We start from the raw sequence: 13,580 nt of genomic DNA, 5'->3' as shown, positions 1-13,580 counted from the left end.
GATCCTCCTTCGCCAAAAACATGATTATTAGCGAGCATCTAACACTTCTATGATCGAGTGTCTTGTATGCGGTAATACCACTCTAGCTGCCGATCAAAGCCTGTTTCTAATAAACTGGCAATGACTCGTCCCGTCAGACCCCACACTGTTTCGCCATCTACTTGCCAGCTCGGTGTCAGAAGCGTTGCTGCCTGATCTTGCAATGTATATTCTATGGAATATTCGACTGTTGGCTGAGTTAATAAAGTCTCAAAATCTGCCCAAAAAATGCGTGATATCTCCCCAAGCTCTGGCACCAAAAGCAGATCTGGCGCAATAAGCGCCACAATAGGACGTACACTCATACCACTTTTAGAGGTTTGGATAGGCAGTTGACCAAGCAGCTGAACTTTATTAGGCGGTAGCGCAGTTTCCTCGCAAGCCTCACGTAGGGCGGTAACGACATTGTTACCATCACCTACTTCATGTTTGCCACCAGCACAGGATACCTCGCCAGCATGACTGTTCATATGAGCAGCGCGGCGAGTCAGCAGCAGCTTAGGATGGCGCTCATGAGTGATAGCGACCAAGATAGAGGCATCGGCGATTGGGGTTTGATAAAGACTATTTAAAATACGGGCACTGCGCGAATGGTCGTGAGAGTCATAAAGTGCGGGACTAGCAATAGCTTTTAAGGTCTCGTGCTGCACCCGTTCAGCCAACTTTCTGATCGTGGGATAACGTATAAAATCTGGTACAGCGACTGTCATTTCATCAAAACGTACGGACTGTGAGGGATTTAGCATTATAATTGCCCTGTTTTTTTATCAGTATTAGCCATCAAAGCGTTGAATCGTTGCAGCAAGCAGATTGCGACAACCGTCAGACAGACATGGTCTTTTATCATTGTACGACTACAATTGGTCCTCATGGATCAAGGGTGTCGTTCATATATTATTTAGGAAATGCTCGTGGATAAGATTTTTTCATTACATAAAATGCAGGGCAAAACTGATGATTGCCCGCAAAGATTGCCATTAGTCATCATTGCTATTGCTTGGGCTGGCGGAACATTTGCCACTGCTGTATTGGCATTACTGGGAAATTGGCAAAATATCGCGATGATTTTGGGCTCATTTGGCGCCAGCTGCCTGCTTATTTTTGCTTATCCAGAAAGCCCTTTTGCTCAGCCAAGAAACATTGTCGGTGGTCATCTTATTACTACCTTTACTGGCTTAGCTTTTATGTCTTTATTTGGGGTTGAGTGGTGGAGCTTGTCCCTTGCCGTTGGTACGGCAATTGCTCTCATGTTACTGCTGCGCGTACCGCATCCACCTGCAGGATCCAATCCATTGATTGTGATGCTCGGCGGCGTAAAGTGGCATTTTTTGCTCACTCCGACGCTAGTAGGTGCCCTTGCCTTAGTAGTGGTAGCGCTCATTTACAACAACATTGGTCGTGGCAGACACTACCCGCGCTATTGGTAACATAGTCAATTTAAAATAGAGTCACTTATAGCCTAGCGCAATCTGATAATAACTGCATACCTTTTGTGTGACTGATAGGCTTGGTCTATTCTGTTAGCACACAAGGAATTCCAACGGTGATTCAACTCACAAAATACGCTGTTATTATTATCATTGCCAGTATGAGGAAGATTTGTGTTATCTTAATATAAAGGGCGATTGTCAGATAATAATCTGATATTCGATAGCCCTAGTATCTGATACAACAATAATTATAAATCTTAAAGTTATACGTCTTAAAGTAACCTTATCTCTCTCATTTCATTATATAAGGCAGTCAATATGCGCTATTGTCTACAATGCGGTTGTGAAGCAGAACGCAAAATACCAGCTACGGATAATATACCGCGTTTGGTATGCCCAAACTGTCATTATATTCATTATGAAAACCCAAAGATAATCTGTGGTTCACTGGTCGTCCATAAACATCGGGTGCTGCTCTGTCGACGCGCAATCGAGCCGCAGTATGGCTTATGGACGTTACCTGCAGGCTTTATGGAAAACGGCGAAACCATGGCCGAAGGTGCCGCGCGTGAGAGCTTTGAAGAGGCTGACGCGGTCGTGATCAATCCACATTTATATTGCTTGTATGACATTCCAGATATTGGTCAAATCTATAGCATCTATATCACCGAACTAAAAGACGGTGCTTATGGTATCGGCTCTGAAAGTCTTGATTGTGCGTTATTCACAGAAGAAGACATTCCTTGGGATAAGCTTGCGTTTGAAGCGGTACGCCGTACCCTAAAAAGCTATTTTGCAGACCGTCAACATTACGACAGTTATGATCAATTCCCAATTCATCAAGAGATCATTGGTAAAGACCAAGCCATTAAGCGCTATTAATAACGAAGCTCGCTAAAAAGCTGACTTACAAAAGCAAGTAGTAAAGACCGTTGATAAGAATTAAGCTCAAATCTTATCAATGGTTTTTTATTGCCTAATGTTAACCGCTTAAGCTAAGTCGCGAGGATACCATGCTGACACTACAACACTCTTTTGCCCTATTACCGCTAACTTTAGCCCTAGGGCTGACGAGTGTAAGCGGTCATGCTGAAAGCACCCCTTTAACCGCTAAGGAATCAGACCCGCAAACGCTCGGCTGGATGCAAGGTTTCCCGCCTCCAAAAGACAAGCTAATCACTCAACCACAGTCGGACTTTTTTAGCTTTCCCAAACTGCGTTGGACAGTCTGTCATATTCGAGAGCTAATGCCCACTACCGAAGTCAGTCGCGGTATCGGTGCACCATCCAAACTTGACTATGCACTCGATAAAAATATTGATGCCATTACCTTTACCCCAACCAATAGCAAACGCCCTATGACATGGCGGCAGTCACTTGATGCCAACTATACAGACGGCATTATGATCATGCATCATGGCAAGGTCGTCTATGAGCGTCAAAATGGTTGCCTCAATGAGCTGGGTAATCACGCCGCAATGTCGATGACCAAGTCAATGACAGGATTATTAGCAGAAATCCTCGTCACCGAAGGTAAGCTTGATGATAAGGCATTGGTTGCCTCTATTATTCCTGAGCTGGCAAAAAGTGGCTTTGGCGATGCCACCGTACGCCAAGTGATGGATATGACCACGGCGCTCGATTATAGTGAAGACTATGCCGATCCTGACGCAGACATCTGGAAGTATTCAGAAGCGGCAAGCCCGTTACCAAAACCCAAAGGCTATAGCGGACCCAATGGCTATTTTGAATATCTGCAAACGGTACCTAAAAAGGGCGAGCACGGTGTAGAGTTTAACTATCGAACCATCAATAGTGATGCACTCGGCTGGATTATTTCACGCACCACTGGCAAGGCAATCGATGACCTGCTCTCTGAACGTATCTGGCAAAAAATCGGTGCCGAACAAAGCGCGTATATGACGGTCGATGCTAAGGGTACGCCGTTTGCTGGCGGCGGCATCAGTGCAGGTTTGCATGATATGGCACGTATTGGCAGCTTGATGCTCAATAAAGGCGAGATGAATGGTGAGCGCTTATTCCCAACAGCGGTAGTCGATAATATCGAAGCTGGCGGTGATAAAGGCGCATTTGCAAAAGCGGGCTATAAACAGCTCAATAATGGCAGCTATAAAAGTATGTGGTGGCTGTTTAATAATCCCACGCCTATTTATGCAGCACGTGGCGTCCACGGTCAAACGGTCTATGTTGATCCAGCAGCCGATATGGTCATCGTTCGCTTTTCCTCATACCCTGAAGCCAGTAATGGTAAAATCGACCCAACTTCGCTACCTGCCTATAAAGCAGTCGCTAATTACTTAATTAAAAAGTAAGCCTTTAAGAAATAGCGCTTTAAAATACTCAACCAAAACAAAACCGCCGCTTTCAATATAAATACTGGAAGCGGCGGTTTTTTATATAGATACTGATTTTTTACAAGTTAAAAGCTAGCTTTTAATTTTACAGACTTTAAAGCCAAGCTCTTGTACTGCTGCTTCTTTATCATAAGGCGCTAATACCGCGCGGACATGCTTTTGCCCTTGCAGGTATTGCTTAGCAACACGTTGCAAGTCAGCTACTGTTACAGCCAAAATTGCTGCACGCATTTTACGTTGCCAGTCAACACCGCGATGATGCAAATCAGCGAAGCAGGCTTTAATTGCCTCACCTGCTGGAGAGCCTGGCTTATCCATTCCTGAGATAATACCTAAGATGGCTTCTTCTAACTGCTCATCGGTTTGCGGTTCATTCAACAGCCATTCGATACTGGCATCGAAATGGGCAAAAGTCTCAGCACACTGTGGATCGCGATAGCTAAAGAACTTAAAGGCACAAGCATTGGCGTCGTAGCCCGCACCACCGCCATAAGCACCGCCGCGCTCACGAATGGCGCTATGCAGATAGCCATTGCGCAGGTAAGGCGCTAATACCATCAGGGCTACCGTATCAGGATGATCAGCCGTAGGAACGGTATAAGCACTGGCATTATGATAGACATTGGTTGGAACCAGCCATGCCAAATCGTCAACGGCTACTTCTTCTGTTGCAGCTGTGTTTTCACCACTTAATGCAGCATTTAGCGATAATTCCGTAAACTCACTTGGAATATTTGCTTCGATACTCGCATCAGAATTTTTTAACTGCGCTGCAATCTTCGGCGCTTGGCTGTCTTTCCAGCTATCAACGATTAAGTTGCTCAAGCGTTCGGTTTGTTCAGCTTCACAGATAATAACCGCATGCTTAGGCAAGCTGATTAACCGTTGATGTAAATCCATCAAGCTGGTTGCCAATTTATCCCACTGCGCATCATCAGTACTGGCATGGGTTAAGAAGTCTTTTAACGCGTTTAGTGCTGGCAGACCGCTGCGTACATATTCTAATTGTGCTTGGCGACTCATGCCGCGACTGGCGGTTTGCATGGCATAAGAATGCCCTGAACCAGCAAGGTTTGATTGCCAACCTGCTTGACGCTGCTGCAAGATTTCTTTGATACGGTCATGCTCAGTGAATACGCTATGTTCCATGACTTCTTTGAGTAAATCAATCGCTTCAGGTTTACGATTGAGCGCGCGCGTTGCCACCACAAAGTAGCTGCTAATCGCTTGGCTGTCATCGACATTGGTACGTTGGCTGATACGAGCCGTCACACCAGATGAATGTGCCGCTTGTTTGGCCTGCATTTCGTGAGCACTCAGAGAATCTGTACCTAGCTCTGATAATAAGCTTAAATAGATAGGCAACAGCGGATGATTAATCACCTCATTAACGGGTAGCTCTTCATTCTTATTCTTACCAATCTCATCGGTTAACGGTACGATGATTTGATAATAATACAAGCCGTTAGTGCCCGCTTCATATTCGAATAACGTGCTGTCTTTGCCGCTTAAATTAATCTGCTTTTGCGTGCCTTGCTTAAAGCTGATATCGGTCGGCACATCTTCTAAACCAACTTTTGGTAATAAGCTTAAATCATCTGGTGCCGCTTGGCGCGCTGCCAAATCAAGCGCTTGTTGTTTTAAGATAGCTTTATCATCAGCGGTCAAATCCATCTCGATGGTATCAAGACGGGTCTGTTCAGCTGCTGCCAGACGGGCGGTTTTTTCGCTGTCAGGCGTCATTGTGACGCGCACACGATGCTGATTATCAAGCAAATGAGTTTTGATTAAATTCGGTAACCATTGCGCATCTTTTACTTGTTCACGTAGCCATTGTAAATGCTCATCAACTTCCCAGACATCAATGGGATTGCCATCATGAATCGCCGTACTAAAGCCTTCTAGCATGAGATTCAAACCATACGGCATGCTATCACCGCCGATATGGCGCTGATCAATCTCGATTTGATGCAAGATAGTTTCAATGGTTTCATCATCAATCGGTTTGCTCGCGACCTCTTTAAGCAAATCAATAATACCCTGCTCTACTGCTTCAGCATGTTCAGGGTTAGAGCCGCGTAAACCAGTATAAAAGACCATCTCATAATGACTGTCATCCAATCCCAATAATGGACTTGGCGCTTTGCCTAGTGGGTGGCTATCTAAATAGGCACGTAACGGCGAGCCAGCATGCTCAATCAATACGCCTTCTAAGAGACGCAGTGCCAAACGCTGCTTCGGATCAGTAATCGATGGTAATAACCACGCAAGCACGTGATGAGTCTGATCGGGACCAGCTTCATCAGCAGTATAAGTATCGACCGCGCTAATAGGTGCAGACAAACGCTGCTCTGGACGGGATACATGTTTTTTGCCCGCTTCAAACTGAATCAAAGCATCGTCATGGATTTTTGCTTGCGTTTCAGCGACTGGAATATTACCAAAGCTCATAATCACACTGTTTGACGGATGATAATGGCTCTGATGGAATTCAACCAGTTCATGATGGGTCAAATCTGGGATATCAGCAGGATCACCGCCCGAATTATAGTGATAGGTCGTTGTTGGGAACAGATGATGGGCGACCGTATGATACAACTGGTCAATCTCGCCACTCATTGCGCCTTTCATTTCATTAAAAACGATACCCTTAAATTGCGGCTTGTCATTTTCGTCTAACTCAACACGGATGCCTTCTTGGGCAAAATCAAGCGGGTGAATATTGGGGAAAAATGACGCATCAAGATAAACGGCAAGCAAATTAAAGTAGTCGTTTTTATTTTGCGTGGCATACGGATACGCTGTCCAATCGGCAGCAGTCATCGCATTCATAAAGGTATTTAATGAGCGCTTAATCATCGAAAAGAACGGATCACGAACGGGGAACTTTTCAGAGCCACATAATGCGACGTGCTCTAAAATATGCGCCTCACCTTTTGAATCCATCGGCTGGGTACGAAAGCCGACCAAAAAGGCATTTTCATCACTCGGATGCGCCAAGTGATAATGCATCGCTCCGGTTTTGATATGCTGACTGATCAGCACATCCATCGATAATGCATCGATATGGCGGTGCTCAATCAGCTCAAAGGCAGGATGCAGGGTTAAATCAGCGGTAAATAGCGTGTCGGTCATGGTTATCCTTATGCATTAATTACTTCAGTATCATCTTAGCCAATAACCAAGGTATGAAATCGATATCAGCAATTAAAATAGTAAAATTTATATTTATAAAAAGATCGCTTTGAATAAACAATTAAAGTTATCAAAGCCTCATAGGTCATCTTCGAATTGAATGGCATTTATCAGCTAAAAAGAATTTGCCTAACGACAGTAGATGGGGCTAATACGCTAGTAAGTCAAGACAGTGGGTGGAGAAAAACAATAAGTCATCAAGAATAATGGATAAAGATAGCGCCCGATTTAACAAAGCCTACTTAACAGCAGTCATTAGTAGTGCTATAGTTAAAATCATCTGCCACAAGGAAGGAGCCGCTCATGAGTTACCAACATATTTTATTGGTCACCGACTTACTATCCGATGCTGACTTGGTTGCTCAAAAAGCCAAGCGTATCGTTGATAATCGTCCTGACTCCAAATTATCGGTATTGCATATCGTAAAAGATACCATGGTTGGCTTTGGCTACGAGCTGGTGCCTGCCTCAAGCTTATATGATGAGATTGATGATGAGCGTTGCCAAGAAGCGCGTGCAAAACTGGCGCAGTTTTTAGATCGTAACAACTTACATGTGGTCAACTCTGAGGTGACGACTGCCATCTCAAATAGTGAAGGTATTGTCAACTATTGCCATAAGAATGACGTTGATTTATTGGTTATTGGTCGTCATGAACGTCATGGCATCGCAGCTTGGCTTAGCGGCGCAACGGCAGATAATATCTTGCCAAATGTACCTTGTGACAGCTTAGTTGTGAGACTTGATAAGCCGGTCAATAAATAAGTGTAAGCATAGAATTAATACAGTCGATACTAAATAAGGTGAATGCACTTTATTATAGGGCGAAACTGGTACAAATTTTTCTTGCTTGCTGTGGCTGCGTCGACAGAGGCTACAAAAATTTATTCCAGTTTCGCTATATTTTTTAATACGGAGCTGACTATAGCTACCTTTACACACGATCCTCTTGAATAATATCAATAAAGCTTTGCCAAATCGGGCTTTGATGGCGCGCTTTATGCCATACCAGCCACCATGTACGTGACAAATCAATTCCTGCAACCTGCACTTGTACCAGCTTCCCTGTTGCAAGCTCTGCTTCAATGACGTGCTGTGACAGGCACCCAAGTCCAATATCAGCACTGACCATATGCTTAATCGCCTCCGACTGCTGTATTGCCATAATCACCTCAGCATTGGGCAAATGCTGCAATAATTGCTCATCAATGATCTGCCGCGTACCAGACCCCGCTTCTCGTACCAATAGTGGTAGCGTTGATAGTTGCTCAATACTCAGCTCATAGCAATTATTTGCATCGTTGTAATAACCCACATCGGTCAACCATTTGCTGTCGTGCTTAGCAAAAATCATCAAAGTATCAGTGCGCCACACGCGCTGCTCAATCACCTTCATATCTACTGGGCGCGGCATACCTTCGACTAAAGCAATATCAATATTTAGTTGCTCAACTTCTGCTACTACCTCTTGAGTATTGGCAATATACATATCAACATCTGCATCTGGCAGCGCCTCATAGAGCTTGGCAAGCAGCGGCGGCAGTACGTAATTGCCAATAGTCGTACTAGCACCAATGTGGATCTGCCCTGCTTGGTGCTTATGATAATGCTCTAGTGTCAACGACTGCCCTAGGATAGCTTGAGCTTGTATATAAATAGGATGGGCATTGGGGTGCTGATTGAGCCTACGCCCAACGCGTTCAAACAATGGCATTTGCAGCCTTGCTTCTAATTCTGTCAACGCACTACTGACCGCCGACTGCGATAAATGCAGCGCTTCACTGGCACGACTGGTACTACCGGTTTGATAAATACTGACAAACACCGATAATTGCTTGAGGGTAATCTTTGGTAATCCCTGCATGGCTTTTTTCATAATTTCTCTGACATCCTATCTTATTGATACAATCTAAAAACCATCTGTTATTTTGAAAACCCTCTATTATCTAAAAAACTGTCTTTTTAACCCTAAGACTTTCTATTAACCTATAAAATCGATAATTTGTATCTAATTAATCTGTTTTTATTATAGATTTGTCTATCTTATAATGTCTATTCATAAGCTTATGCTTATTTCGATTATAGATAATAGGACAGTCAGTCATGTACGCCTTGACCCAATCAGTGAACAACTATTTTCCACGCAGCCGCCATCTAGCAGGGCTCATCGTCGTGCTGATTGGCAGTCTATTTTGTTTATGGCTCAATACTAGTGTAAACACATGGACAAATGGGCGCATCGTAGGACTGTCATCACTGACGCTAGCGATTTTGATCGGGATGATACTTGGCAATACGGTCTATACCAATTTTGCTGAGCGTTTAAATGAAGGAGTTTGTTTTGCTAAAGGGCAGATTTTAAGACTCGCCATTATGTTTTATGGTTTTAAACTAACAGTGACCCAAGTTGCTAGCGTGGGTATGCCAGCGATTATGACGGATGCACTGGTACTAACATCGACTTTTTTATTGACCTATTGGCTGGGTACGAAATGGCTAAAAGTCGATAAAAAAACGACTATATTGATTGGCTCAGGCGCGAGTATTTGCGGGGCAGCCGCCGTCATCGCCGCCGACCCAATCGTTAAAGCAGAAGCGCATAAAGTCACTATCGCCGTGGCGACAGTGGTGGTCTTTGGTACGGTTGCGATGCTACTCTATCCGTTTTTATACCATCTTGGTTGGTTGCAACCTTGGTTAAGTGCTCAGCAGTACGGAGTTTATACGGGTTCAACCATTCATGAAGTGGCTCAAGTCGTCGTCGCTGGTAACGCAGTCAGTCCTGAAGTGGGTGATACAGCTGTTGTCACCAAGATGATTCGGGTCATGATGCTCGCCCCTTTCTTACTGGTATTGTCTTTTGCTCTGACCAAAGGCTGTAGTGAAAATGGTGAAAATGCTTCATTTATGAGTCGTATTAAAGAAGTCAAAGTCCCTTGGTTTGCCTTTATATTTATTGCCATCGTCTTACTGCACACTTGGGTGCCGATGACCGCAAGCTTTGAGCGTAGTATGGTCATGCTAGACGATGTGCTGCTCACCATGGCGATGTTTGCGCTGGGCTTAACTACGCATCTGAGCGCTATTAAACAAGCGGGCGTCAAACCTTTAATACTTGGGACGATTATGTTTGCTTGGCTGATCGTTGGCGGTGGATTTATTAATATTGGTATTAGCTTGATTGGCTAAAGTAAACTACCAAATATCCTTGCCGCTCGTTATCATTATTGCTGTGAGTTATATAGATCAAAAATGCCGACGACCAGCGTAGTCATCGGCATTTTTGGTTCATTGTCTGATTTAAAAGCCAATCAACATAAAGTGCACGTTATAGATATTAAGCTATTGATTGCAAATAGCTTGTACTAAATCGTAGACGAAAAAAAACGAACCCGAAGGTTCGCTTTTTTTTCATCTTGCTCTAAGTGTCTATAAAGACAGATTAGATAGCAACGATGTTATGGGCTTGTGGGCCTTTTTGACCTTGAGTTACAGTGAACTCAACTTCTTGGCCTTCAGCTAAAGTTTTGAAACCTGAACCAGTGATTTCGCTGTAATGAGCAAAAACGTCTGCGCCAGTTTCTGGAGCGATAAAACCAAAGCCTTTAGCTTCGTTGAACCACTTAACTGTACCTTTTTGAGTATCTGACATATTGATAATCCTACTTTTAAATTTATTAATGGTCTAGTGACCGGTAACGCTTGCAAATAGCTACTGAACGATAAATATTAAAACGAAGGATTATAACTAATACTACGAGGTAATGATTTGGTGCAGAACTGCTCTTAAGCTTGGAAGTATTATAAGGGCAAGATCCCATTTTCGCAAGTATTATCTTAGGTTTCATGTAACCAAAGCCGCTTTTTGACTGTTTTTTGCCCTAAAATCAACGCATTTTAGGCATTTGGCAAACGGAACAAATAGACCGCTACCCCAGTACAGACCGTGGCTACCAGCCAAGCTACCCACATCATATCTGCAGGAATGTTAAAAAATAACATTGTTGTTGAAATTGCCATCATTATCGTCGCTAGCCACTTGCCATATAAAGGTACAGCATGGCGATCTTCCCAATCTCGGACGAATTTACCAAAATATTTATGATTAATCAGCCAAAAATGAAAGCGTCGTGAGCTACGCGCCCAGCACCCTGCCGCTAGTAAGATAAAAGGTGCGGTCGGCATGACAGGTAATAATACCCCAATGATACCCAAGGCAAAAAACAACCAACCAAATATCAAAAACATCCAACGCACCGTTGGATTGTTATGTTGATTGGTCTTGGGTCGGTAATAAAAAGATTTTTTTAATTGAGTCATGATAGTTTTATCAGTCAGTGTGAGACATTAGGTCATCAGGTATGGACTACCTATATAAGTTATCAAAGATAAAGAAATTGAAACCTAGGTTCAAGACTGATTTTGCACGGTTTTGCTACCGATACGTAGCTTGTTTAGCAGTTAGGTAAATATCGGTCGTTACTCACTACGGTTTGGCAGGATAGCTTTCCCAGTAGTCTGCGATTGCCTTTGGAAAACAGTATTCTTTTGGCATTACGGTAATGGCGATGGGTACTAATATGGATTTGGTCACACCGCCGATACTGTCACAAGTGGCATCGGTAGGTACGTCATAATAAATCACGCGCAAGGTATTCTGCGGACAGAGGTCTGAGCACTGAAAGGATTTGACCACTGCAATACCGTTATGCACGCCAATGACCTTCTGCTGCGCGCCTTCGGTTGGCGCTGATTCTTTTTGCTGGGCAGCTCGAATGAGATCAGCATCTGTTAAGATGTTTTCATTGGTAGGTAAAGAGACGCAAGCGCTTAGACTTAAAAACAAAGCACTTAAAGTGAGGGCTTTTGTAGTTGATGTTGTTTTCACAGTGAACATGGCGGTTACTCCTCAGTTATGATGTTATCAATCCAATCTTACAAGCTTCTTTTAGCCAGCTTGGGAACTCTTCTAGCATACTCTCATAAAGAGACTCTTCGCTAATGTCATCCAAATCGTCTAATTCAAAGAAGTCGCAATTATCAATCACGCGCCCTGTCATGTCGTCTAGTTTTTTTAGAATGCCATAACCACGACCACCCAAGCCCACGAACTGCCAAAATATCGGTAGTTTCGCCGCTTCCGTCATGACTCTCGTGATACCGCGATTGTCATTCACCCCGCCATCACTGATAAATAGCACGTAGATAGGCACATCCAAGCCGTCTTTTTGATAAAACTCCGTCACGGCTTTCATGACTTCTGCTTCGTTATTCACACGCGGGCCAAGTGCCCATTTGCGCCAGCCGCCGTGAGCGTTGTCAATGAAACCGTCATAGTTACTCAGCCCAATCTCACCCAAATACTGCGGATCTCTGGCAAACGCCCAGCAGTCTAGCGCTTGGTCGTCATCGAAGCTTACTGCCAATGGTAATAAGCGGTTGACCACCTCTTGCACGCGGCCTTGTTTATATTGTCTGTTCATTGAGCCTGAGGCATCTAGCACTAGTGCCACTTTTGCGGTTAACTGCTGCAATTGGCGTTTCTCAAGCGATATCGTGGCTTTTTTAGCCAGATTGACTAGTTTTGGTGCTTTGTCTAGCATGACCTTCTCTAACGACGGTTTTGCTTGCACTGGCGTTACGGTCGGCTCGAGTAGTTGCGGGCTACTCTCTTCTACATCGCCACCGAAGTGCTGCACGATAGCGGCAAGTCCACCATTAAAGCCTTGCGCGACGTTAGATACTCGCTACACGCCACCCTTACGATAAAGCTGCATCAACATACTGGCTTGCTGCTGGGCAAAGTCTGCTGCTTGATACGCTGCCTGTGCCTTTTGTGATTGCTGCCAAATGCCAATCTCTAGTGATTGAATTTGATTGAGCGGCGTGTCGGCTGATAGTACAAAAAACAAGCTGTCTATATTAGTCGCCAGTTTGGATAAGTTGACTTCAAACTCGGCTTGGATGCCTTTACTCGCCGTTGGCTGCGACTCGTAATGGGTGAGCTTGATTTGCCCGCAAGGTGAGGTTGGCTGATTATAAAACACCATGTAATCATCATTGATCAGTTTGCCCGCTGCGTCTAAGGCAAAGCAACTGATGTCCATCTCTATTGGGCTTTGGCGAGTGAACTTGAGCGTGATGGGTGCGATGTCGTCAATAGCAAGGTTGCCCAAAGGCGCGCGTTGTCCGACAGTGAGATGGTTCATGGTGTTCCTTACGTTCGATTTCTATTCCTTTAAAGATAATAGACTAATTACTGACATTAAAAAACCACCATAGTAATTGCTGTGGCGGTTTTTTATAGTTGAAGACAATTACATTTTTTGAATCTCACGTTTCACCCAGCGGATGAACGCTTCTAATCTTACGAGTTCATTACCTTGTAACTCGTTTGACAATCTACTCGTAATATATAGTCAGTTCAAAACAAAAGTGTTATGGCTAGGACAAACATCATAAAATAATTTGGATAAGTCATTTTCCATCCACCCTTGGCGTAGAGACTTTACTTGAGCCCATTTTTTCTCAATAGGGTTTA

The 13,580-nt window shown here is 44.0% G+C and carries 13 protein-coding genes; 5 read left to right on the top strand and 8 right to left on the bottom strand.

Annotated elements, in window-relative coordinates:
- Nucleotides 1–47 precede the first annotated feature (47 nt).
- Nucleotides 48–785 carry an NUDIX hydrolase gene (locus JMX75_RS12330; RefSeq protein ID WP_020444274.1) on the bottom strand — a complete coding sequence of 246 codons (738 nt, stop codon included), beginning with the start codon at nt 783–785 and terminating at the stop codon, nt 48–50.
- 159 nt (nt 786–944) lie between these two features.
- Between JMX75_RS12330 and JMX75_RS12325 the strand changes: the two genes are divergently transcribed.
- The 3 genes from JMX75_RS12325 to JMX75_RS12315 all read left to right on the top strand — a co-directional run bounded on the left by JMX75_RS12325 (nt 945) and on the right by JMX75_RS12315 (nt 3,802).
- A complete protein-coding gene (locus JMX75_RS12325) occupies nt 945–1,466 on the top strand; it encodes an HPP family protein (protein ID WP_133104776.1) in 522 nt (173 codons plus the stop codon).
- 321 nt (nt 1,467–1,787) lie between these two features.
- The gene (locus JMX75_RS12320) at nt 1,788–2,351 is read left to right on the top strand and encodes an NUDIX hydrolase (RefSeq protein WP_011514442.1); all 564 of its coding nucleotides are present in this window, start codon (nt 1,788–1,790) and stop codon (nt 2,349–2,351) included.
- Nucleotides 2,352–2,482: 131 nt separating this feature from the next.
- Complete coding sequence (locus tag JMX75_RS12315; protein WP_181209643.1) at nt 2,483–3,802, top strand: serine hydrolase domain-containing protein; 1,320 nt, start codon at nt 2,483–2,485, stop codon at nt 3,800–3,802.
- Between the two features lie 114 nt (nt 3,803–3,916).
- On the opposite strand, the gene JMX75_RS12310 is transcribed toward JMX75_RS12315, so the two are convergent.
- Nucleotides 3,917–6,979: an insulinase family protein gene (locus JMX75_RS12310; protein ID WP_201532510.1), complete on the bottom strand. Its 3,063-nt coding sequence runs from the start codon at nt 6,977–6,979 to the stop codon at nt 3,917–3,919.
- A gap of 363 nt (nt 6,980–7,342) precedes the next feature.
- Between JMX75_RS12310 and JMX75_RS12305 the strand changes: the two genes are divergently transcribed.
- Nucleotides 7,343–7,804, top strand: a complete 462-nt coding sequence (locus JMX75_RS12305) for a universal stress protein (protein WP_201532509.1) — start codon at nt 7,343–7,345, stop codon at nt 7,802–7,804.
- A gap of 169 nt (nt 7,805–7,973) precedes the next feature.
- Here JMX75_RS12305 and JMX75_RS12300 read toward each other — a convergent pair whose 3' ends face one another.
- A complete protein-coding gene (locus JMX75_RS12300; protein ID WP_201532508.1) occupies nt 7,974–8,915 on the bottom strand; it encodes a LysR substrate-binding domain-containing protein in 942 nt (313 codons plus the stop codon).
- A 227-nt stretch (nt 8,916–9,142) separates the two neighbouring features.
- Between JMX75_RS12300 and JMX75_RS12295 the strand changes: the two genes are divergently transcribed.
- Nucleotides 9,143–10,228, top strand: a complete 1,086-nt coding sequence (locus JMX75_RS12295; protein ID WP_201532507.1) for a YeiH family protein — start codon at nt 9,143–9,145, stop codon at nt 10,226–10,228.
- A 253-nt stretch (nt 10,229–10,481) separates the two neighbouring features.
- Here the strand turns inward: JMX75_RS12295 and JMX75_RS12290 are convergent, their stop codons facing one another.
- From JMX75_RS12290 to JMX75_RS12965, 5 genes are all read right to left on the bottom strand, one after another.
- The gene (locus JMX75_RS12290) at nt 10,482–10,691 is read right to left on the bottom strand and encodes a cold-shock protein (protein ID WP_010201661.1); all 210 of its coding nucleotides are present in this window, start codon (nt 10,689–10,691) and stop codon (nt 10,482–10,484) included.
- Nucleotides 10,692–10,936: 245 nt separating this feature from the next.
- On the bottom strand, nt 10,937–11,359 hold the full coding sequence (locus JMX75_RS12285; protein ID WP_011514448.1) for a YbaN family protein: 423 nt from the start codon (nt 11,357–11,359) through the stop codon (nt 10,937–10,939).
- A gap of 166 nt (nt 11,360–11,525) precedes the next feature.
- Complete coding sequence (locus JMX75_RS12280) at nt 11,526–11,936, bottom strand: hypothetical protein (RefSeq protein ID WP_201532506.1); 411 nt, start codon at nt 11,934–11,936, stop codon at nt 11,526–11,528.
- A 16-nt stretch (nt 11,937–11,952) separates the two neighbouring features.
- Entirely contained in the window at nt 11,953–12,738 is a 786-nt protein-coding gene (locus JMX75_RS12970) for a vWA domain-containing protein (protein WP_227673096.1), read from the bottom strand.
- A gap of 48 nt (nt 12,739–12,786) precedes the next feature.
- On the bottom strand, nt 12,787–13,248 hold the full coding sequence (locus tag JMX75_RS12965) for a TerD family protein (protein WP_227673095.1): 462 nt from the start codon (nt 13,246–13,248) through the stop codon (nt 12,787–12,789).
- Nucleotides 13,249–13,580: the final 332 nt, after the last annotated feature.

The organism is Psychrobacter sp. LFX-11D, assembly GCF_904846475.1.
In the GTDB taxonomy this organism is placed as follows: domain Bacteria; phylum Pseudomonadota; class Gammaproteobacteria; order Pseudomonadales; family Moraxellaceae; genus Psychrobacter; species Psychrobacter cryohalolentis.
Note: the sequence above shows the minus strand (reverse complement) of the source record. Positions and strands in the feature narration are given on the sequence as shown.

Coding starts and splice junctions, on each gene's coding strand:
- JMX75_RS12330 (WP_020444274.1), bottom strand. CDS start 785: ATGCTAAATCCCTCACAGTCCGTACGTTTTGATGAAATGACAGTCGCT.
- JMX75_RS12325 (WP_133104776.1), top strand. CDS start 945: ATGCTCGTGGATAAGATTTTTTCATTACATAAAATGCAGGGCAAAACT.
- JMX75_RS12320 (WP_011514442.1), top strand. CDS start 1,788: ATGCGCTATTGTCTACAATGCGGTTGTGAAGCAGAACGCAAAATACCA.
- JMX75_RS12315 (WP_181209643.1), top strand. CDS start 2,483: ATGCTGACACTACAACACTCTTTTGCCCTATTACCGCTAACTTTAGCC.
- JMX75_RS12310 (WP_201532510.1), bottom strand. CDS start 6,979: ATGACCGACACGCTATTTACCGCTGATTTAACCCTGCATCCTGCCTTT.
- JMX75_RS12305 (WP_201532509.1), top strand. CDS start 7,343: ATGAGTTACCAACATATTTTATTGGTCACCGACTTACTATCCGATGCT.
- JMX75_RS12300 (WP_201532508.1), bottom strand. CDS start 8,915: ATGAAAAAAGCCATGCAGGGATTACCAAAGATTACCCTCAAGCAATTA.
- JMX75_RS12295 (WP_201532507.1), top strand. CDS start 9,143: ATGTACGCCTTGACCCAATCAGTGAACAACTATTTTCCACGCAGCCGC.
- JMX75_RS12290 (WP_010201661.1), bottom strand. CDS start 10,691: ATGTCAGATACTCAAAAAGGTACAGTTAAGTGGTTCAACGAAGCTAAA.
- JMX75_RS12285 (WP_011514448.1), bottom strand. CDS start 11,359: ATGACTCAATTAAAAAAATCTTTTTATTACCGACCCAAGACCAATCAA.
- JMX75_RS12280 (WP_201532506.1), bottom strand. CDS start 11,936: ATGTTCACTGTGAAAACAACATCAACTACAAAAGCCCTCACTTTAAGT.
- JMX75_RS12965 (WP_227673095.1), bottom strand. CDS start 13,248: ATGAACCATCTCACTGTCGGACAACGCGCGCCTTTGGGCAACCTTGCT.